Consider the following 19,772-nt stretch of genomic DNA (forward strand, 5'->3'; position numbering starts at 1 on the left):
GACGGGCCGACGTCCGGGGAACAAGTTCTCCGGACGTCGGTTCGAAACGCCGCCCCGTGCCTGACTGCCGTTTGGCTGCCGGCGGGGACGATGCGCTGAGGAGGATGTGTTTCAGTCGCCGCGCAGAAGTGCGGCCACGCCAGTACGGGCCACTTCGGTCAGCCCCAGCGGCCGCATCAGATCGGCGAAGGCGTCGATCTTCTCCGGGGCGCCGGTGATCTCGAAGATGAAGCTGCTCAGCGTGCTGTCGACCACGTTTGCGCGGAAGATATCCGCCAGCCGCAGGGCCTCGACCCGCTTGTCGCCTTGGCCGACCACCTTCAGGATCGCCAGTTCGCGTTCGACCGAGGCGCCATCCACGGTGAGGTCGTGCACCTCATGCACCGGTACGATGCGGCCAAGCTGGGCCTTGATCTGTTCGATCACCTGAGGCGTGCCGGTGGTGACGATGGTGATGCGCGACCGGTGGCCGGTATGATCAACCTCGGCCACCGTGAGGCTGTCGATGTTATAGCCACGGCCCGAGAACAGGCCGATGACCCGGGCCAACACACCGGGTTCGTTTTCCACCAGCACCGCCAGCGTGTGGCGTTCGATCACGTCGGAGAAAGTGGGGCGCAGGTTATAGGCGGAATGCTTGCTTGCGCCTTTTTTAATATGTAGGGCAGACATCTTGTCCCTTTCCTTGTCTCGCAGATCGCCAAGAAAATTCGAATTTTCTTGGCAAAATTCTTCGAAGAATTTTGCTACACCAGCGCCGCGCCCTGGGTGTCGATCACCCCTTGCGTCTCCGCCTCACCCAGCAGCATTTCGTTATGCGCCTTGCCCGAGGGGATCATCGGGAAGCAGTTTTCGTGCTTCTCGACCAGACAGTCGAACAGGACCGGCCCGTCATAGGTGATCATCTCCATGATGGCGTCGTCCAGATCGGCGGGATCGGAACAGAGGATACCCTTGGCACCGAAGGCTTCGGCCAGCTTGACGAAATCGGGCAGGGCCTCGGACCAGCTGTGCGAATAGCGCGATCCGTGCAGCAGCTCCTGCCATTGCCGCACCATGCCCAGCCGTTCGTTGTTGAGGATGAACTGTTTCACCGGCAGGCGGAATTGTGCCGCGGTGCCCAGTTCCTGCATGTTCATCAGCCACGAGGCCTCGCCGGCGACGTTGATCACCAGCGCGTCCGGATGGGCGATCTGCGCCCCGATCGAGGCAGGGAAGCCATAGCCCATGGTGCCCAGGCCGCCCGAGGTCATCCAGCGGTTCGGTTCGTCGAAGTTCAGGAACTGCGCCGCCCACATCTGGTGTTGGCCCACCTCGGTGGTGATGTAACGGTCGTATTTCTTGGTCAGCTCTTCCAGGCGCTGCAGCGCATATTGCGGCTTGATGGTCTTTTCGCTGCCCTTGTAGGACAGGCAGTTCACCGCGCGCCATTTGGAGATCTGTTCCTGCCAGCCGGCCACCGCCTGCGCGTTGGTCTTGCGCCCGCGCGATTTCCAGATCTTGAGGATATCTTCCAGCACATGGCCGACGTCGCCGACGATCGGGATATCGATCCGGATGATCTTGTTGATCGACGAGGGGTCAATGTCGATATGGGCTTTTTTCGACTTCGGGCTGAAGGCATCCGTGCGGCCGGTGATCCGGTCGTCGAAACGTGCCCCGATGGCGATCATCAGATCGCAATCGTGCATCGCCATATTTGCCTCGTAAAGCCCGTGCATCCCCAGCATGCCCAGCCAGTTCGACCCAGAGGCCGGATAGGCGCCAAGCCCCATCAGCGTCGAGGTGATCGGAAAGCCGGTGGCATCGACCAGTTCGCGCAACAACTGGCTCGCGCCGGGGCCCGAGTTGATGACGCCGCCGCCGGTGTAGAACACCGGGCGCTTGGCGGTTTCCATCGCGGCCACCAGTTCGGTGATCTCTTCCAGATCGCCCTTGAGCTTGGGGTGGTAATGTGAGGTCGAGGGGTTCGGCCGCTCATAGTGGCCGGTGGCGAATTGCACATCTTTCGGAATGTCGATCAACACCGGGCCCGGGCGGCCGGCGGTGGCGACATGAAAGGCCTCGTGAATAGTCGCCGACAGGCTGTCAGGATCCTTCACCAGCCAGTTGTGCTTGGTGCAGGGGCGGGTGATGCCGACCGTATCGGCCTCCTGGAAGGCGTCCGAGCCGATCAGGAAGGTCGGGACCTGGCCGGTCAGAACGACGATCGGGATCGAATCCAGCAATGCATCGGTCAGCCCGGTCACCGCATTGGTTGCCCCGGGGCCCGAGGTGACAAGAACGACGCCGGGCTTGCCGGTGGACCGGGCATAGCCTTCGGCTGCATGCACTGCCCCCTGTTCGTGCCGTACAAGAATGTGACGGATATCATTTTGCAGGAAGATTTCGTCATAAATCGGCAGCACTGCGCCGCCGGGATAGCCGAATACCGTGTCCACACCCTGATCCTTCAGGGCCTGAACCACCATTTTCGCTCCGGTCATCTCACGTGTCATCTGCTTTGCTCCATCCGCGACATCGTTTGCCTCTTTGGGCTTGCCTTGCTGGCCTCGGGGGTCAGCGCAAAAAAAAACCCTCGTTGTGAACGAGGGCGCATGGGTCAGATTATGGTCTACCGTTACCGGCCCATGCGCTTGGATCCTACAATTACGATTAGTGCGGCCATGGCCACGGGCTCCTCTTTGCTGCGGCGCAGATTAGGAGCGGGCGCAAGGGGCGTCAACCTGCAAAATGGGATTAAAATGTCGCTCTCTGCGGCAAAACGTTTCATTTGTTGCTTGGGTCGCGGGAAGTCGGGAAATTTCCGGCAATCTAGGGCTGTGGGCCTTACAGGCGAACGACTCCGGTGCCTTGCAGAACGCCATGTTCCAGCGCGTAGCGCGTCAGCCCTGCGGTCGAGGAAATGCCAAGCTTGCGCTTGATGTTCTTGCGGTGGGTCTCGACCGTGCGGACCGAGATATCGAGCAGCTGCGCCACCTCCTTGTTGGATTTGCCCTGGGCAAGCTGCAACAGGATGGTCTGTTCACGGTCGGTCAGCTGTTCCCGTTCGCCCCCGGCCACCGGCGCCAGCGATCCGAGCGCACCGGTGCAGAAGTACTGCTCGCCGCGCATTACCGCGTCGATCGCCTGCTTGATCTCCTCCGTGGGCACGTCCTTGAGCACATAACCCACCGCGCCATGCGAGACGGCAGAAGAGACATATTCCGGGCTGTTGTGCATCGACAGGATCAGGATGCGGGCGTTCGGTGCCCGTTCCAGCAGCATTTCCGTGGCACTCAGTCCGCCAAGACGGGGCATGTTCAGATCCATCAGGATCACGTCGGGCGCAAGCGCCTGCGCCCGGTCCACCGCCTCTTGCCCGTCGCAGAGTGCCCCGACCACCTCGATATCGTCATAGCTTTCCAGGATGGCTTCCAGCCCCTCGACCACCATGGGATGATCGTCGACGATCAGGATGCGCACGGGAGTGGAGGAGGCGGGCCGGTCCGGCTCGGCAAGGGTCATGTGGCGGCGTCCATATTGTTGGTTTGGGTGTCTTCGGGGGGCAGCAGGTGGCTCAGAGGCAGATGGGCCTGAATCTCGGTGCCGCCATGCGCGCCGCGTGATGACAGAATGCGCAATGTGCCGTCAAGCTGCTCGACCCGTTCCTGCATGTTGCGCAGGCCCAGACCGGGGCCTTTACGGTCGGCCTGGGCGGGCAGGCCGCGGCCGTTGTCGGAAATGGTCAGTGTCACCCCTTTCTTATGCGCCCGCAGATGCAGCTGTACGAGGGTGGCGCCAGAGTGGCGTTCGATATTGGTGAGCGCCTCTTGGGCGATACGATAGAGGGCGATCTTGGCCTCCTGATCCAGGCGGTTGCGGAACACCACGGTCGAGAAACTGACGGGGATGCCTGTCTGGTCCTGAAAGGTCTCGGCCAGCGCCTTCAGGGCCGGACCCAGGCCCAGATCGTCCAGCACGCCGGGGCGCAGATCGCGGCTGATGCGGCGCACCTCTGAAATCGCGTTGCCAAGATAATCTATTCCTTTGTCGAGCGGTATCAGCGCCTTTTCGGGGGCGCCTCGCGCCAGACGTCGCCTCGCGTTGTCGAGCGCATAGCGCACACCGACCAGGATCTGGCTGATGCCGTCGTGCAATTCGCGCGCGACGCGGCGGCGTTCTTCCTCCTGGGCATCAAAGACCCGCTGGGTCAGCTTCTTCAGCTTGGCGTCGGCCAGCCGGCGTTCGTGGATGTTCAGCGTCAGCCCCGATGAAAAGACCAGAAGCAACGCCGCCAGCGTGATGACACCGATATAGAGAAAGGTGCGCCGGATGCGGGCCTGCACCTCGGCGCGGGAGGCGGTGATCGAGGCCAGGACGTCGTCGATGTAGACCCCGGTTCCCACCACCCATTGCCAGTCCTGCAAGCCCAGAACATAGGTGATCATCCGGGCGTCTTCCCCGGTAGAGGGCTTGGGCCAGAGATGTTCGTGCCAGCCCGCGCCATGGCGGGCGATGCGGATGAACTCGTCGACGATGGGGGTGCCTTCGCTGTCCTTGAGACCGGCCCAGTTGCGGCCGATGAATTCGGTCTGGCGCGGTGAAACCAGATTGTTGCCGTCGTAATCATAGACGAAGAAGAAGCCTTCCTCGCCATAGATCATTGCCGACAGGATTTGCAGCACCCGCTCCTTGGAACGTTCGTCATCGGGCGCGGCGGGGCCATAGATGAAATAGAACGCGTTGCGGGCCTGGGTGACGTAATTGCGCAGCTCCTGCTTCTTGGCCTCGATCAGCTTGGTTTCCAGAGACTTGATTTCGCTTTCGGCCAGTTGGCGCGCCTGGCCTGCCACCAGAAGGGCAATCGCACTGGCGGCCAGGACCAGCGGCAGCGCGGTCAGCAGGAACAGCTTTTGCGGATAGCTCAATGACAGGCGGAAGGGCAGTCGCGACATGGGCGCACAATCGCGCAGAGCCGGAATCGAATCAATGGGCCAGATTGCTGTGTGTCAAAGCCGGGGGGCTGCGTAAAACTTATGCGTAAAAAGCGGTCAGTATGGCCGGTTTCGCGCAGATTTCCCGCATCGTCTACCGAGTACTTGGTATTCCGCGACACCGGTCGACCGGATAACTTGCTCCGATCTGCCCCGCCTCCGGTGGGGCCGAGATCTGTTTCAAGGGGAGGAAAACCGTAATGGATCGTCGCTCGTTTCTGAAAAACTCCGCTCTAGGGGGCACTGCTGCAGCCGCCACCGCCCTGGCCGCGCCGGCCTATGCGCAGGGCAAGCGTACCCTGACGCTGGTCACCACCTGGGGCCGCGGTCTGGCCGGCGTGCATGACAGCGCGCAATATGCCGCCGACATGATCACCGCCATGAGCGATGGCGATCTGACTGTCGAGGTGAAGGCCGCGGGCGAGTTGGTCGGTGCGTTTGAAGTCTTCGATGCCGTCTCTTCGGGGCAGGCCGACATGTATCATGGTGTCGACTATTACTTCCTGGGGCAGCACCCGGCGCTCTCGTTCTTCTCGAACGTGCCCTTTGGCATGACCTTCCAAGAATTCAACAACTGGTACTATCACCAGGGCGGTCAGGAGCTGCAGGACCAAGTGTCGGAAATCTTCGGCCTGAAGACCTTTGCCACCGGCAACACCGGCCCGCAGTCGGGCGGCTGGTTCCGCAAGGAAATCCATGGCCCCGAAGATTTCCAGGGCCTCAAGTTCCGGATGCCGGGGCAGGGTGGTCTGGTGCTGGGCAAGCTGGGCGCCAGCGTGCAGAACCTTCCCGGCTCGGAAGTGTATCAGGCGCTGTCTTCGGGCGCGATCGACGGCACCGAGTGGATCGGTCCCTGGGCCGACGAAAAGGCCGGTTTCCAGGAGATCACCAAGATCTATTACACCGCCGGCTTCCATGAATCCGGTCCGAACCTGTCGCTGGCGATGAACCGCGACGTTTATGACTCGCTGACCCCGGCACAGAAGCAGATCGTGGCGCAGACCGCCGCGGCCTCGAACATCTGGACGATGTCGCTGTTCATGGCCAACAACGCTTCGGCGCTGCAGCGTCTGCAGGCCTCGGGCGTGAAGATCATGGAATTCCCGGATTCGGTGTGGGATGCCTTCGGCAAGGCCTCTGCCGAGGTGATCGCCGAGCATATGGACGATCCGCTCTATGCCGAGATTCACGATAGCTACATGAGCTCGATGAAGTCCTCGGCCGACTGGATCCAGCGGTCGGAAGGCACCTATACCCAGCAACGTAACCGCGTCATGGCTGCGATGTAATCGCATCCGCGCGCGCAATTCGGTCCCCGCCCCTCTGGGCGGGGCCTTTTGCCTTCCCGAGACGTGACGCCGGCACAGACTGGCGGCGTCTTGTGAAGGTTCGGCAATTTCGCAAAACGCGATGGGGAGACTAACCATGCAGGATGGTGAGGTCGTAGGCCTGGCCGATGTATTTGCCGCCATCGGCCACGGGCTGGTGCTGCTGGCACAAAACATCGCCATGTCCTTCTACAATTTCGGCTATGCGGTGTCGCACCCGCAGCTCTGGCTGGACTGGTCCGATAAACAGGCGATCATGCGTTTCGTCTATTATGGTGGCTCGTCAGAGTTCTTCTTCGTGGTGTTCACGGCCTTTCTGCTGCTGACCATCGCCGGGCTGATCTGGCGCCCGGTCATGTGGGGCACGGTTCGGGTGCTCGAAGGTTTTGCCAACACGGTCGGACGGTTCTTTGCCTGGGCCGGTTTGCTGATGGTGTTGCAGCAGATCCTGATCGTCTTCGTTCAGCGCATCTTCGCCCGCCCCGATATCTCGATCGGGCTGGGCATTCCTATCGACATGGATATCAGTTGGTTTGCCGAGGAACTGAAGCTTTACAACGCCATGGTGGTCACCCTCTGCGTCGCTTACGCCTTCGTGCAAGGCTCTCATGTGCGGGTCGATCTGTTCTATTCCGTCGTCAGCTATCGCACCAAGCGGATCATCGACATGGTCGGGTCTATGATCTTCATGATGCCGATGGCGGTGTTGGTCTGGCTCTATGGTTGGTTCTTCCTGTGGCGGCATCTGATCGTGCCGAAACCCTCGGCCAGCGATCAGCTCGACCGGTTGCTGATGAAGGCCCGGGCGCTGCGCTGGAACGTGGAAACCATCGGTTTCAGCCCGAATGGCTTCAACGGCTATTTCCTGTTCAAGATCCTGCTTTGCTGCTTTGCCGCGATGGTCTTCCTGCACGCGATTGCGGTGTTCTACCGGGCCTATCTCGAGTTCCGCGAAGGGCCGGAAAGCGAAAACAAATACCTCGACCGCGACACGCTCGGCGAGGGCGAAGAAGCCTACGAAGGCGCGCATTAAACCTTAAAGGGCAGCTCACATGCTATTCGGACTTGATGGCGTCGAAATCGGCCTGATCATTCTGTTCCTCTGCCTCTTCGGAGGTATCCTTTCCGGCTTCCCGGTGGCCTTTGCCATCGGCGGTGCCGGGATCATCTCTTTCGGAATCATCGCCGGGCTCGACAGCGCCGGGCTGTTGATCCACCAGGCGATTGATACCGGATCGCAGGCCTATCACGATCTGATCGGCGCCGGCATCCGGCCCGATGACATATCGGTGTTCCGATACCCCGACCTGCCACGGATCGCCGAGCCGGTGTTCAATGGCGGCTGGCAACAGGCGATGGACCGCAACATCTCGTTTATCGTCAATCGGATGAATGAACGCGTCCTGGCCGGCCAGTCGATCGAGACGCTGCTGGCTGTGCTGATGTTCGTGATGATGGGCATCACGCTGGAACGCTCCAAGATCGCCAACGATCTGCTGACCACCATGGCGCGGGTCTTCGGCCCGCTGCCGGGCGGCCTGGCGGTGTCCATCGTGGTGGTCGGTGCCTTCCTGGCCGCCTCGACCGGCATCGTCGGCGCCACCGTTGTGACGATGGGGCTTCTGGCGCTGCCGACCATGCTCAGGAACAACTATTCGCCGGAACTGGCCACAGGCGTGATTGCCGCCTCGGGGACGTTGGGGCAGATCATCCCGCCCTCGATCGTCATCGTGCTGCTGGGCACGCTGGCCGGCGATCTCTATGCCACCGCGCAGGAGACCCGGGCGACGGTGGCGGGCTGTACCGATGCGTTGACCTATCTGGGCAAGCCGGCGGTGGTTTCGGTGGGCACCCTGTTCCAGGCGGCATTGCTGCCGGGTATCCTGCTGGCGCTGCTCTATGCGCTTTATGCCTTCGGCTTCGCACTGCTGAACCCGCACAAGGCGCCGGCGGTGTCGATCGAAGGCGGCCATAACGAACCGATCACCCGGGGCGAGGCGCTGGGCTGGTTCCTGGCCGCGCCCATCGGCCTGATCGGCGGCGCCATCCTGCTGGCCAACGTCGGGCTGATCGGCAGCCAGGATCTGACGGTGTCGAGCTATTCCAACATCGGCGAGGCGGCGAGCCTACGCACCAATGTTTCGGATCAGTGCAAGGCCTCGATGATCGAGCTGCACGGTCAATCGGCCTGGGACAAGGCGGTTGCCGAACAGGCCGCGATCGACGCCAGGGGGGGCGATCTGGAAAGCCACAAGCTGAGCGAGGAGGAACTGGCGCAGGCCCGAGCTGACAAGATCGCCGCCGCGGCACCGATTGGCACCGGTATCGGCATCCTGATCGTGATGCTGGGTCTGGTGCTGGTGCTGGCGCGGGGGATCTCGCCGTCCTCCGATCCCAAGCCGCTGATCGTCGGGGCGGTGGGGCTGTTGCTGGCCGCGCTTGTCGACGTGATGCTGATCGCGCCGACCGCCTCGTCGGGGGTCACCGTGCTGCTGGAGGCGATCCCCTTCGCGCTGGCGCTTTATGGCGCCAAGCATGGTGCTGCGCGGCTGGCCAGAAACGATCTGATCCGGGTGGTTTTCCCGCCGCTGGTGCTGATCGTGGCGGTGCTGGGCTCGATCCTGGGCGGGATCACCAACCCGACGCCGGCGGCGGCGCTGGGGGCGGGCGGTGCCATCATGCTGGCGGCCTATCGCCGGCTGCAGGACGAGGGCCGCTCGGGCCAGATCATCATCTGGTCGACCTTCGCGATCATCATCTGCGTGCTGATCGGGGTGAATTTCGATCTGCGGGTGAATCAGGACGGGGCCAGCGTCGAGAGCTGGATCGCTTTCCTGGCCGCCTATGGCGCCTATCTCTACGCGCTGTTCGGTCTGATCTATGGCTGCTGGGTGCTATATGCCGGCGGTGTGCTGACCCCGGTGGTGCGCGAGACGGCGAAAGTCAGCTCGATGGTCTTCACCATCCTGATCGGATCGCAACTGCTGAACCTGGTGGTGATCTCCTTCGGGGGCGAGCATTACATCCAGCAGTTTTTGAAGAGCTTCGACAATGAGTTCACGGTCTTCCTGATCGTGATGCTGGTGCTGTTCCTGCTGGGCTTCGTGCTGGATTTCCTTGAAATCATCTACATCGTGATCCCGATCGTCGGGCCGGTGATCTATGGCGGCTCGTTCGATCCGAAATGGGTGACCATCATGGTGGCGGTGAACCTGCAGACCTCGTTCCTGACACCGCCCTTCGGCTTTGCGCTGTTCTATCTGCGCGGCGTGGCGCCGGCCGAGGTGACGACAGGCCATATCTATCGCGGCGTGCTGCCCTTCGTGCTGATCCAGGTCGCGGGGCTGGCGCTGTTGTGGTTCTTCCCCGGCATCGTCACCATCGTGCCGGAGCTGATGCCGAAATAGGCCAGTCGCGGACAGAGAGATCGAAAAGGGCCCTGCGGGGCCCTTTTCACGTTCGGGCCGGGGCGAAGGTGCCGGCCTTGGGGGGGCAGGGGTGCTGCCCCTCTGCGCCTTGCGGCGCATTCACCCCGGGATATTTGCAGCCAGAAAAAGGGGGAGCCCCGTCTTGGAAACGCTGCGGTGGAGCGTTTCAGGGGCGAGCGGGCGGCGCCCCGGAAGGCGCAGGGAAAATAGTCCTGAGGACTGTTTCAGCCACGAACGGGCGGAGCCTCGGGGAGGCGCCCGGACAGACGTTCAGCGGCCGGTTCGGCGGGAAAACCCTATCCCCGGAGCAGTCTTGGTTCCTCCTCGGGCCTGTGGCGCCCGGGGGGAGGCGGTTGGCACGCAACGAGGGGGCGATGTCGCCGGGACCGGCACCTAGAAGGGCCGCGGTTGGCAGGGCAGGCCCGGATCAGCGCCGGGTCGGGTGGCGGTCGGGCAGCGAGATATTGGCGACCTGTTCGGCGATCGGATCGGTCGAGAGCGGGTGGATGGTGGCGGAGAAGGTCTCCGGATCGGTCATCTTCTGCCACTGGCCGCCGACGTAGACCTCGAGCCCGGAGAACTTGGACTTGTAGCCCATCTTCGGGCTGCCCGGCACCCAATAGCCGAGATAGACATAGGGAAGATCGTTTTCTCGCGCGATCTCGATATGATCGAGGATCATCCAGGTGCCGAGCGAGGCCTTGGGCTGGTCCGGGGTGTAGAAGGAATAGACCATGCTGAGCCCGTCATCGAGCACATCGGTCAGCGAGACTGCGATGAGCGCGCGACTGGCCGGGTCGGTATATTCGATCACCCGGCTGCGGATCGGGGTTTCCTCGATCATCGCGGCGAATTCGAAGACATCCATATCGGCCATGCCGCCATCGGCGTGGCGCGCATCCAGATAGCGGCGGAAGAGATCATATTGATCCTCCGTCGCCCAGGGCGAGGTGGCGCGGCGGCTGAGATGGGCGTTGCGCCTGGCGATGCGCTTCTGTGTCTTGGTGGGGGTGAAGGCCGCGACGTCGATCCGGGCCGAGAGGCAGGCGGCGCAATCGGAACAGGAGGGGCGGTAAAGCACGTTCTGCGACCGGCGGAACCCCTGTTGCGACAGCGCGTTGTTGAGCCGCTCCGCCCCTTCGCCCTGCAGCGCGGTGAACAGCTTACGCTCCATTCTGCCGGCCAGATAGGGGCAGGGTTGCGGGGCCGTGACGTAGAATTGCGGCGCGATGGGAAGTGTATGGCGCATGGGTCTTCCGCGGCTGTGTGACGGGATGATAACAACCGATTTCAGACCCGCCAAGTGGCGATTGCGTGACCTTTTCGTCCCTAGAATGTGGCGCGACGGTTCAGCATGACTGTGTTGACGAAGAGGTCGGGCAGCCCCTGGCCGCGGGCGCTGGTCAGCATCATCACCACCGAGATCAGTTGAAAGATCGGCAGCGCGATGCAGACGCTGAAACCGAGCGTGTGCAGGAAGGCCTGTCCGAGATCGAGCCTCTGGCCGCCGCCATCGCGCAATTCGATCCCGGCGAAGCGCATGCCCCAGGTGGCCGAGCCGTTGGCCAGCGTCACCAGGCGATAGGCGAAGCCGAGGGTGACAAACAGGAAGGGCCAGATCAGCAGGCCGACGAAGGCGGTCACCAGCACCACCCCGAGGGTCAGCGCCAGGGTGATCAGACTGTCGACGAGCCAGGCAATAAGCCGTCTGCTGGCAACCCCCTGATAGAATTGCGGCTGGCGGTCGGGGTCCGGCAGATGCGGGCTCGGGGCGGTATAGGTCATCGGGGCGTGATCTTGTGTAGGGGGGAAAGAAGGCCCCGGCGGGTGCCGGGGCCCTTGAAAGAGCCGGTCGGGATCAGCGCTGTTGGTCCGGCGCCTCATCGGCCTCGGTCGAGGCCTCTTCGGCGGCGCGGCGGGTGCGATCGTCCATGAACTGGTCGAATTCGGCCTTGTCCTTGGCCTCGCGCAGGCGGGTCAGGAAGGCTTCGAAATCGGTCTGCTCCTGCTCCAGCCGGCGCAGGGTTTCCGCGCGATAGGCGTCAAAGGCGCTGTTGCCCGAGGACATGGCGAGCCCGCTGTGCCGGCCCATGCCACGACCATGGCCGAAACCGTGACGGGAGGAGCGGTGCGAGCAGGACGAGCGGAACATGTGTTTTCCCCAGATCATATAGAACAGAATAGCAAGGCCAACCGGCCAGAAGAGGACGAAGCCAAGAACCATGACAGCGATCCAGGCGCCTTTGCCCTTGCTGTCTAGCCAGCCTTCGATCCGCGAAAACCAGCCGTAACGGGCGTAGCCGGCGGCTGGGTCGGTAAGCATGGTCATTGTCGGTGTCTCCAGAACAGATGCGATGTGAATGCCTTTCACATTATCGAAGATCGGAACCCGACAGCCGGTTTGCAAGAGGTATGTGAATGTTTTTTACATTTGCCTGAAGTTTCCTTTTGGAACAAATATTTGCGACCTATTTGTGGGTCTTGAACTGACCCAGGCCGTTTTCGTTCAGGTGTTCGACCGTCATCAGGAAGGGCCTGTCGTCGTCCTCGGACTGGAAATCCACCCGGGAGATCGAGCCGGCGGGCTGGTTCTCGGTCACCGGGTAGACGACGAAACTGTCACCGTCCCAATGGGTCATCGGCAGGACGCGGCCGTCGGGGCCGAGCCGCAGGATCAGCCCCTGATCGCTGGCCTCGACCAGGGCGGTGCCGAAATAGGGGCTGGCGTATTCCGCTATGTAGGTGGCGTCGGGGCGGGCGGGAACCGGGTTGGCCGGGGGGCTGACGCCGACCAGGCTGCCGACCGGGGCGGAGAGTGCCGCCATGCGCGGGGCGTAGCCTGCGAACCAGTCACGGCTGTCGACCCCGAGTTCGGCGCGGTCCGCGAAGGAGGCGGCGATCGCCTCGGGTGCGCCGGTGGGTAGCGCATTGCTCAGCACCACGATCCCGAGGTCAAGATCGGGGATCAGCATATAGGTGGTGGAGGCCCCTAGGGCGAAGGCGCCGGAATGGCTGATCACCACCCGTCCGCTGGGCCGGGTGCCGACGCCGAAGCCATAGCCATAGAGGCTGGGGCGCGCATCGGGCGATATCGGCAGCCCGTCGATCGCCTGCGGCGAGATCGCCGGGATCAGCGCATCGGCGGCAATCAGTTGCCGGTCGCCGACCTTGCCGGTGGCCAGCACCATCGCCATCCAGCGCGCCATGTCGTTGACTGAGGAGCTGACGCCGCCCGCCGGGCTTTGCGCATCGGGCTGGCGCTGGTCGGAGACGGTGAAATGGTCTCCGTCACGCACATGGCTGGCCGCCCGGTTGGGACGGGCCATGTAATCGGCGTGGCGCGAGCTGGTCGATCCCATCCCGAGCGGGGTGTAGATCGCCTGCTCCGACAGACTGGCCCAGTCGGTGCCGGCGGCCACGGCCACCGCCTCGGCGCCGGCGGTCAGGCCGAAGTTGGTATAGGCGTAATGGGCGCGGAACGGGTATCGGGGCAGGATCGCCAGCCGGTCGAAGATCGCGCGGCGGTCATAGCCGATATCCTCCAGATCGTCGCCGGCATGATCAGGCAGGCCGGAGCGGTGAGCATAGAGATCGCCAATGGTCACATGGTCGTCGATCCAGGGATCGCCCAGGTCGAACCAGGGCAGGAAATCATGCACCGGGCTGTCCCAGCGGACCGTGCCGGCCCCGACCTCGGCGGCGACCACGGTGGCGCCAACCGATTTCGACAGCGAGGCGAGCAGGAAGACAGTGTCGGCATCGACGGGTTCGGGCTGGTCCACCGCGCGCAAGCCGAAGCCACGGGCATAGACGGTCTGGCCGTGATGCACTACCGCGATGGCCAGGCCGGGCACGCCGCTGCGCTCAAGTATCTGCTGGCCCAGATCATCGAGCGTGGCGATGGCCGCGTCGATCCGGCTGTCGGGCACCGGCAACAGAATGGTCTGAGGCGGCGCCGGCATCGGATCGGGCAGGGCCAGGGGGGGCAAGGTGACATCGGCCCGGGCGGCCGTCAGGCTCAGCCCGAGGATAAGCGCCACGGGGGCACCAAAACGCTGAAAATACAATACATTTGTCCTTCGTCGAGGGATGCCAACAGCGGCACCTGCGAAAGACATTAGCCGCCGCGCAGGCTTCGGCCAAGCCTGGGGACGGCCCAGTGTTAGCCAGCGGTAAATTCAGCCTTGCGCGCGCCGGTCAGCCGTTCGAGATCGTCGATCGAGATCGGAAAGACGTGATGCGGCGTTCCGGCGGCGGCCCAGACCAGGTTGAACGCTTCGAGCCGCGGATCGAGGAAGGCGCGGATCGGATTGAGATGCCCGACAGGAGAGACGCCGCCGATGGCAAATCCGGTCTGCGCCCGCACCAGCGCCGCATCGGCCTTGCCCAGCGGTTCGCCGGCGATTTCGGCCGCTTTGGCGGCATCGACCTGATTGCCGCCGGCGGTCAGGAACAGGATTGCCTCGCCGCTCTCTTCGCCCTTGAAGATGATCGACTTGGCAATCTGGTCGACTTCGCAGCCGATGGCGGCCGCAGCGTCGGCGGCGGTCCGGGCCAGCTCGGTTTCACGGATTTGCGGATCAAGTCCGGCGGCCTCCAGGGCGGCACGGACGCGTTTCATGCTTTTGCTCATGGGCGCAGGATTGCCGCCTGGCAGCCAGAGTTCAAGCGTTTCCCGCATTGACGCCACGCCCGTCGCGCCGCACCCTGCGGCGCATGACCAACCCGCTGAATATCGCGCGGCTGCCGCGCCCCTTCGATCCGGCGCTGGGGGAGGAAACCCGCGCCACCCTGCCGGGGGTAACCGGTGATCACGCGCGGCTGATTGCCGGCGCCGGCGGGACCAGCCCCTATCTGAAGGGGCTGATCACGCGCGAGGCCGCATGGCTGGAGGCGGCGCTCGACGATCCCGAGGCCGCGGCGGCGGCGGTGCTGGAGGAGTGTCGCGAACTCGCCCCCGATCAGTTGAAAGCCGGCCTGCGCCAGGCCAAGCGGCGGGTGGCGCTGATCACCGCGCTGGCCGATCTGGCCGGTGCCTGGCCGCTGGAGCAGGTGACCGGGCTGTTGACCGATTTCGCAGGGCTCGCCTGCGATCTGGCGCTGAAGGCTGAAATCGCCGCGCTGATCCGGCGCGGAAAGCTGCCCGGGCAGGGGCCCGAGGATGTGGCCGAGGCTGCCGGTCTCACCGTGTTGGCGATGGGTAAGATGGGTGCGCACGAGCTGAACTACAGTTCCGACATCGACCTGATCTGCCTGTTCGACGAGACCCGATATGGCCTTGATGAGTATCAGGAGGCGCGCGCCAGCCTGATCCGCGCCACCCGCAACATGGCGGCGCTGTTGTCGGACAAGACGGCGGATGGCTATGTCTTTCGCACCGATCTGAGGCTTCGGCCCGATCCTTCGGTCACTCCGGTCTGCATCTCGATGGCGGCGGCGGAAACCTATTACGAAAGCCTCGGGCGCACCTGGGAGCGCGCCGCCTATATCAAGGCGCGGCCCTGTGCCGGCGACCTGGTGGCGGGAGAGCGGTTCCTGCAGACCCTGCGTCCCTTCGTCTGGCGCCGGCATCTGGATTTCGCCGCCATTCAGGATGCCCATGACATGCGGCTGCGCATTCGGGCGAACAAGGGCACCGGCGGGCCGATCGTGGTGCCGGGGCATGACATGAAACTGGGCCGTGGCGGCATCCGCGAGATCGAATTCTTCACCCAGACCCGGCAATTGATCGCCGGCGGTCGCGATCCCGATCTGCGCCTGCGCGGCACGGTCGAGGGGCTGGCCGCGCTGGCCGGCAAGGGCTGGGTGGAACCCGAGATCGCCAGGGAACTGACCGACCATTACCGCGCCCATCGCGAGGTGGAGCACCGGATCCAGATGATCCACGACGCCCAGACCCACCGCATGCCGGCAACCGAAGACGGGATCGAACGGATCGCCTGCCTGATGGGGATGTCGCAGCAGGAGCTGCGCAACCAGGTGGCCGACCGGCTGGCCCGCGTTCACGCGCTGACCGAGGATTTCTTCGCCCCTGACGCGGTGCCGGAACCGGAAGCAGAGGAAGAGGCGGCCGAGGGGCTCGATACCTCGATCATGGCGCGCTGGCCCGGCTATCCGGCGCTGAGATCGCAGCGGGCGCAGCATATTTTCGACCGGCTGAAACCCGATCTGCTGGCGCGGATGGCCCATACCGCCAAACCCGAGGAAACCCTTCTGGCCTTCGACGGTTTCCTGTCGGGCCTGCCGGCCGGGGTGCAGGTGTTTTCGCTGTTCGAGGCCAATCCGCAGTTGATCGACTTGCTGATCGACATCGCTGGCACCTCGCATGCGCTGGCGCAATATCTGTCGCGCAATTCCAGTGTCTTCGATGCGGTGATCGGGGGCGCTTTCTTCAGCGACTGGCCGGGAGAAGCCGCGCTCAGGGCTGAACTGGAGGCGCGGCTGGCGGCAGAGACGGATTATGAAACCCAGCTTGATGCGGCGCGGCGCTGGATGAAGGAATGGCGGTTTCGCATCGGCGTGCATCTGCTGCGCGGGCTGATCCCGGCGGATCGGGCCGGTGGGCAATATGCCGAACTGGCCGGCGCGGTGATCGCTGCGGTCACGCCGCTGGTGATCCGGCAGTTCGCTGCCAAGCATGGTACCCCGCCGGGGCGTGGCGCGGCGGTGCTGGGCATGGGATCGCTGGGGGCGCGGCGACTGAACGCCAATTCGGATCTGGATCTGATCGTGATCTATGACCCGCAAGAGGCCGAAATGTCGGATGGGCCGCGGCCCCTGGCGGTTCGGCCCTATTATGCCCGGCTGACCCAGGCGCTGGTCACTGCCCTGAGCGCGCCGATGGCGGAAGGGCGGCTCTATGAGGTCGATATGCGGCTGCGCCCCTCGGGCAGCCAGGGGCCGGTGGCGACGAGCTGGGCCAGTTTCACCCATTACCAGCGCCAGGAGGCCTGGAGCTGGGAGCATCTGGCGCTGACCCGGGCGCGGGTGGTGGCGGGCGACGCGGAGCTGGGGCGCGATATCGAGGCATTCCGCCGCGAGATTGTCGGTGGCCCGCACGACCGGGCCGGGCTGATCGCCGATGTGGCCGAGATGCGCGAGAGGATCGCCGCGGCCAAGGTGCCGGCGGGGCTGTGGGATGCCAAGACTGGCGCCGGGCGGATGCTGGATCTCGAACTGGTGGCGCAGACCGGCGCATTGCTGTCTGGCAGCGCTACGCGGGATGTGGCGTCGGGGCTCAAGGGGGCGGTGGCGGTGAATTGGCTCAGTGCTGAGGCGGCGCTGGTGTTGGAACGCGCCTATGAGCTGTGTTGGTCGGTCAACACCGCGGCCCGGTTGATTTCCTCCGACGGGATCAGGGACGAAGTCCTGGGCGAAGGGGCGGCGGCCTTCCTGTGCCGCGCCACCGGTTCCGAGACGCTTGATGGCTTGCGGCAGCGGCTGGCGCATGGGTACGAGAGGGCGGCGGCAGTGATCGACGCGGCGATGGTGGGCGAGCGGGACGATGACGGTGTCCCCGGGGCCGGCGATGACAGCATATCGAAAGGAAGTGCAGCATGAAGGGCGATCATCCCGCCGATCCGAAGGCACTGATCCGCGAAGCCTATCGGATCGAAGGCATCAGCGAACCGGAATGTCGGATCATCTTCCTCGACTGGGCGCTGGGGCTGCCCGAGGGCTGGGCGCAACCTGCTGCGGTGGAGGCGATGCTTGAGTTCTATGGGGCAGGGGCGCCGGACCACCCGATGACCAGCGTCTTGCGCGCCGGTTTGCTGCCCGGCGCGGCGCCCCGCCGGCGCGGCGGCTGGCGCGGCCGACGCGAGGGGTGAGCGGCGCCAGGAAAACAGTCCAGTGGACTGTTTTCAGCCGCGAACGGGCGTAGCCCCGGGGAGGCGCCGGGAGGCGTTAGGTTGCAGTCTTGTGCAGGGGGTACGAGGCGGGGGACTCTGCCCCCCATGTCCTGCGGCCTCCCCCCCCGGGATATTTGCAGCCAGAAAAAGATGCTGGACTGTTTCCCGCCGTGAACGGGTGGAGCCCCGGGGAGGCGCAGGGGCACACAGTCCGGTGGGCTGTTTTCAGCGGCGAATGAGCCGGGCCCAGAGAGGGCCGTGCGCAAAGCGCTCCCCTGGAGTGGTTCTTCGGTGCCCGAGATCAGCCGCGATCGGTGGTGGCATGGCAAAGGGGCACCTCGTTGTGGAGCTCAGGCGCGTTCGGGGACACTTTTTGTCTCGGCCTCTGAGGGCGCGCAGTCCCTCTTTCCAGCCGCCTGCATTGGGCTTATGAGGGCGACATGACAACCGATGATCTTCCCCGCGTTCGACTGATGCCCAAGGCCAATGCCCGGGCGATCCGTCATGGTTTTCCCTGGGTCTATGCCAATGAGCTGGTCACCGATCGGCGCACCAGGGCGCTGTCGCCCGGCAGTCTTGCGGTGCTGGAGGACAGCACCCGGGTCGAGATGGGGGTGGTGGCGGTCAATCCCGCCTCGCGCATCATCTGCCGCATGCTGGATCGTGATCCGGCGGCGGTGATCGATCGGGCCTGGTTCGCCGCCCGGATCGCCCGCGCGCTGGAACTGCGCAAACGGCTGTATGACCAGCCCTTCTATCGGCTGATCCATGCCGAGGCCGACGGGTTGCCCGGGGTGGTGATCGACCGCTTCGGCGATGCGGCGGTGATCCAACCCAATGCCGCCTGGGCCGAGGTTCTGGTCGAGGAACTGGCCGCCGCGCTGATCGAGGTTACCGGCGTGAGCACGGTTCTGAAGAACGCCTCTGGCCGTACCCGGGTGCTGGAGGGGCTGGATGATACCAGTGCGGTTCTGCGGGGCGTGGCGCCGGCGGCGGCAGTGCCGGTGCCGATGAACGGGGCCACCTATATGGCCGATCTGACCGGCGGGCAGAAGACCGGGCTGTTCTATGATCAGCGACCGAACCATGGCTTTGCCGCCCGTCTGGTGGCGCCGGGCGCACGGGTGCTGGATGTATTCTCTCATGTCGGGGGCTTTGGGCTCGCGATGCTGGCGGCCGGCGCCGGCCAGGCGCTGGCAGTCGACGGCTCCGCCCCGGCGCTGGAGCTGGCCGAGGCGGGCGCCGATGCGGGCGGCATGGCCGAGCGGTTCGCGATCCGGCAGGGCGATGCCTTTGACGTGATGGCGGCACTGGCCGCCGAGGGGGCGCAATTCGACGTGGTGGTCTGCGATCCGCCTGCCTTTGCGCCGAACAAGCAGGCACTGGATGCGGGGCTGCGGGCCTATGAGAGGGTGGCGCGGCTGGCGGCGGCGTTGGTGGTGCCGGGCGGCTATCTGGGGCTGTGTTCCTGTTCCCATGCCGCCGATCTGGCGAATTTCCGTGCCGCCTCTGCTCGCGGCATCGGCAAGGCCGGGCGGCGCGGGCAGCTCTTGCACACCGGCTTTGCCGGACCGGATCATCCGCAATTGCCGCAACTGGCCGAGACGGCGTATCTCAAGGCGCTGTTCTTCCGGCTGTGAAGATCGTTCTGGATACCTGCGTGCTTTACCCCACGGTGATGCGCGAGATGCTGTTGGGGGCGGCCAAGCTTGGGCACTACGCGCCGCTCTGGTCGGCGCGTATCCTTGAGGAATGGGCGCGCGCGGCGATCAAGCTGGGCCCCGCGGGCGAGGCGCAGGCGCGGGGGGAAATCGCGTTGTTGCGCGCCGACTGGCCGGGGGCGGAGGTGCCGCCGGCCCCGGGGATCGAGGCGCGGCTCTGGCTGCCCGATCCGGCGGATGTGCATGTCCTGGCGGTTGCCGTGGCCTCCTCCGCCGATGCGATCCTGACTGTGAACCGGCAGGATTTCCCCAGAAATATCCTGTCCGAGGAAGGGCTTGATCGGCTGGAGCCCGACGGTTTTCTGCATGGTCTGTGGCAGACGGACCCGGGCGGCATGGCCGGTGTCGGCGCCCGGGTGCTGGCGCAGGCCAATGCGATGGCCGGCGGCGGCTGGGATATTCGCGGGCTGATGAAGAAGGCGCGGCTGCCGCGCCTGGGCAAGGCGCTGGCCGGGTAGGCCCGGCCAGA

16 protein-coding genes are annotated in these 19,772 nt (G+C 64.5%); 7 read left to right on the top strand and 9 right to left on the bottom strand.

Going from position 1 to position 19,772, the window contains the following annotated elements; genetic code table 11:
• Positions 1 to 111 precede the first annotated feature (111 nt).
• From ilvN to G455_RS0101295, 4 genes are all read right to left on the bottom strand, one after another.
• Positions 112 to 672 (bottom strand): acetolactate synthase small subunit, encoded by a 561-nt coding sequence (gene ilvN / locus G455_RS0101280; RefSeq protein WP_028092011.1) that lies wholly within the window; start codon positions 670 to 672, stop codon positions 112 to 114.
• 74 nt (positions 673 to 746) lie between these two features.
• Positions 747 to 2,498: an acetolactate synthase 3 large subunit gene (locus G455_RS0101285; protein ID WP_028092012.1), complete on the bottom strand. Its 1,752-nt coding sequence runs from the start codon at positions 2,496 to 2,498 to the stop codon at positions 747 to 749.
• A gap of 331 nt (positions 2,499 to 2,829) precedes the next feature.
• Positions 2,830 to 3,507, bottom strand: a complete 678-nt coding sequence (locus G455_RS0101290; RefSeq protein WP_035365889.1) for a response regulator transcription factor — start codon at positions 3,505 to 3,507, stop codon at positions 2,830 to 2,832.
• Complete coding sequence (locus tag G455_RS0101295; protein WP_028092014.1) at positions 3,504 to 4,937, bottom strand: cache domain-containing protein; 1,434 nt, start codon at positions 4,935 to 4,937, stop codon at positions 3,504 to 3,506. Before G455_RS0101295 ends, G455_RS0101290 begins: the two co-directional genes overlap by 4 nt.
• 239 nt (positions 4,938 to 5,176) lie before the next feature.
• Here G455_RS0101295 and G455_RS0101300 point away from each other — a divergent pair, with 239 nt between their 5' ends.
• The 3 genes from G455_RS0101300 to G455_RS0101310 all read left to right on the top strand — a co-directional run bounded on the left by G455_RS0101300 (position 5,177) and on the right by G455_RS0101310 (position 9,711).
• Positions 5,177 to 6,265 (top strand): TRAP transporter substrate-binding protein, encoded by a 1,089-nt coding sequence (locus G455_RS0101300; protein WP_028092015.1) that lies wholly within the window; start codon positions 5,177 to 5,179, stop codon positions 6,263 to 6,265.
• A gap of 136 nt (positions 6,266 to 6,401) precedes the next feature.
• Positions 6,402 to 7,337, top strand: coding sequence for a TRAP transporter small permease subunit (locus tag G455_RS0101305; protein ID WP_028092016.1), 936 nt, complete (start codon positions 6,402 to 6,404; stop codon positions 7,335 to 7,337).
• A 19-nt stretch (positions 7,338 to 7,356) separates the two neighbouring features.
• Positions 7,357 to 9,711 carry a TRAP transporter large permease subunit gene (locus G455_RS0101310; protein WP_028092017.1) on the top strand — a complete coding sequence of 785 codons (2,355 nt, stop codon included), beginning with the start codon at positions 7,357 to 7,359 and terminating at the stop codon, positions 9,709 to 9,711.
• 448 nt (positions 9,712 to 10,159) lie between these two features.
• Here G455_RS0101310 and G455_RS0101315 read toward each other — a convergent pair whose 3' ends face one another.
• The 5 genes from G455_RS0101315 to G455_RS0101335 form a co-directional block, all read right to left on the bottom strand.
• Positions 10,160 to 10,981, bottom strand: coding sequence for an arginyltransferase (locus G455_RS0101315; RefSeq protein ID WP_028092018.1), 822 nt, complete (start codon positions 10,979 to 10,981; stop codon positions 10,160 to 10,162).
• 80 nt (positions 10,982 to 11,061) lie between these two features.
• On the bottom strand, positions 11,062 to 11,517 hold the full coding sequence (locus tag G455_RS0101320; RefSeq protein ID WP_028092019.1) for an RDD family protein: 456 nt from the start codon (positions 11,515 to 11,517) through the stop codon (positions 11,062 to 11,064).
• Positions 11,518 to 11,590: 73 nt separating this feature from the next.
• Positions 11,591 to 12,061, bottom strand: a complete 471-nt coding sequence (locus G455_RS0101325; RefSeq protein WP_028092020.1) for a DUF2852 domain-containing protein — start codon at positions 12,059 to 12,061, stop codon at positions 11,591 to 11,593.
• 139 nt (positions 12,062 to 12,200) lie between these two features.
• The gene (locus tag G455_RS23065) at positions 12,201 to 13,799 is read right to left on the bottom strand and encodes a serine hydrolase (protein WP_035365892.1); all 1,599 of its coding nucleotides are present in this window, start codon (positions 13,797 to 13,799) and stop codon (positions 12,201 to 12,203) included.
• A gap of 95 nt (positions 13,800 to 13,894) precedes the next feature.
• Positions 13,895 to 14,365 carry a YbaK/EbsC family protein gene (locus G455_RS0101335; protein WP_028092021.1) on the bottom strand — a complete coding sequence of 157 codons (471 nt, stop codon included), beginning with the start codon at positions 14,363 to 14,365 and terminating at the stop codon, positions 13,895 to 13,897.
• An 83-nt stretch (positions 14,366 to 14,448) separates the two neighbouring features.
• On the opposite strand from G455_RS0101335, the gene G455_RS23070 reads away from it, so the two are divergent.
• From G455_RS23070 to G455_RS0101355, 4 genes are all read left to right on the top strand, one after another.
• Positions 14,449 to 17,292, top strand: a complete 2,844-nt coding sequence (locus G455_RS23070; protein ID WP_051312114.1) for a [protein-PII] uridylyltransferase family protein — start codon at positions 14,449 to 14,451, stop codon at positions 17,290 to 17,292.
• Positions 17,289 to 17,561, top strand: coding sequence for a hypothetical protein (locus tag G455_RS0101345; protein ID WP_028092022.1), 273 nt, complete (start codon positions 17,289 to 17,291; stop codon positions 17,559 to 17,561). Before G455_RS23070 ends, G455_RS0101345 begins: the two co-directional genes overlap by 4 nt.
• Before the next feature lie 461 nt (positions 17,562 to 18,022).
• Positions 18,023 to 19,222 (top strand): RSP_2647 family RNA methyltransferase, encoded by a 1,200-nt coding sequence (locus tag G455_RS0101350; RefSeq protein WP_028092023.1) that lies wholly within the window; start codon positions 18,023 to 18,025, stop codon positions 19,220 to 19,222.
• A complete protein-coding gene (locus G455_RS0101355) occupies positions 19,219 to 19,761 on the top strand; it encodes an RSP_2648 family PIN domain-containing protein (RefSeq protein WP_028092024.1) in 543 nt (180 codons plus the stop codon). Before G455_RS0101350 ends, G455_RS0101355 begins: the two co-directional genes overlap by 4 nt.
• Positions 19,762 to 19,772: the final 11 nt, after the last annotated feature.

Origin of the sequence: Pseudodonghicola xiamenensis DSM 18339 (genome assembly GCF_000429365.1) — a bacterium.
In the GTDB taxonomy this organism is placed as follows: domain Bacteria; phylum Pseudomonadota; class Alphaproteobacteria; order Rhodobacterales; family Rhodobacteraceae; genus Pseudodonghicola; species Pseudodonghicola xiamenensis.

What these genes read in the sequence shown, in the direction of transcription:
- G455_RS0101315 (WP_028092018.1), bottom strand. Translation starts at nt 10,981, where the DNA reads ATGCGCCATACACTTCCCATCGCGCCGCAATTCTACGTCACGGCCCCG.
- G455_RS0101305 (WP_028092016.1), top strand. Translation starts at nt 6,402, where the DNA reads ATGCAGGATGGTGAGGTCGTAGGCCTGGCCGATGTATTTGCCGCCATC.
- G455_RS0101300 (WP_028092015.1), top strand. Translation starts at nt 5,177, where the DNA reads ATGGATCGTCGCTCGTTTCTGAAAAACTCCGCTCTAGGGGGCACTGCT.
- G455_RS0101285 (WP_028092012.1), bottom strand. Translation starts at nt 2,498, where the DNA reads ATGACACGTGAGATGACCGGAGCGAAAATGGTGGTTCAGGCCCTGAAG.
- G455_RS0101310 (WP_028092017.1), top strand. Translation starts at nt 7,357, where the DNA reads ATGCTATTCGGACTTGATGGCGTCGAAATCGGCCTGATCATTCTGTTC.
- G455_RS0101290 (WP_035365889.1), bottom strand. Translation starts at nt 3,507, where the DNA reads ATGACCCTTGCCGAGCCGGACCGGCCCGCCTCCTCCACTCCCGTGCGC.
- ilvN (WP_028092011.1), bottom strand. Translation starts at nt 672, where the DNA reads ATGTCTGCCCTACATATTAAAAAAGGCGCAAGCAAGCATTCCGCCTAT.
- G455_RS0101350 (WP_028092023.1), top strand. Translation starts at nt 18,023, where the DNA reads ATGACAACCGATGATCTTCCCCGCGTTCGACTGATGCCCAAGGCCAAT.
- G455_RS0101320 (WP_028092019.1), bottom strand. Translation starts at nt 11,517, where the DNA reads ATGACCTATACCGCCCCGAGCCCGCATCTGCCGGACCCCGACCGCCAG.
- G455_RS0101325 (WP_028092020.1), bottom strand. Translation starts at nt 12,061, where the DNA reads ATGACCATGCTTACCGACCCAGCCGCCGGCTACGCCCGTTACGGCTGG.
- G455_RS23070 (WP_051312114.1), top strand. Translation starts at nt 14,449, where the DNA reads ATGACCAACCCGCTGAATATCGCGCGGCTGCCGCGCCCCTTCGATCCG.
- G455_RS0101295 (WP_028092014.1), bottom strand. Translation starts at nt 4,937, where the DNA reads ATGTCGCGACTGCCCTTCCGCCTGTCATTGAGCTATCCGCAAAAGCTG.
- G455_RS0101335 (WP_028092021.1), bottom strand. Translation starts at nt 14,365, where the DNA reads ATGAGCAAAAGCATGAAACGCGTCCGTGCCGCCCTGGAGGCCGCCGGA.
- G455_RS0101345 (WP_028092022.1), top strand. Translation starts at nt 17,289, where the DNA reads ATGAAGGGCGATCATCCCGCCGATCCGAAGGCACTGATCCGCGAAGCC.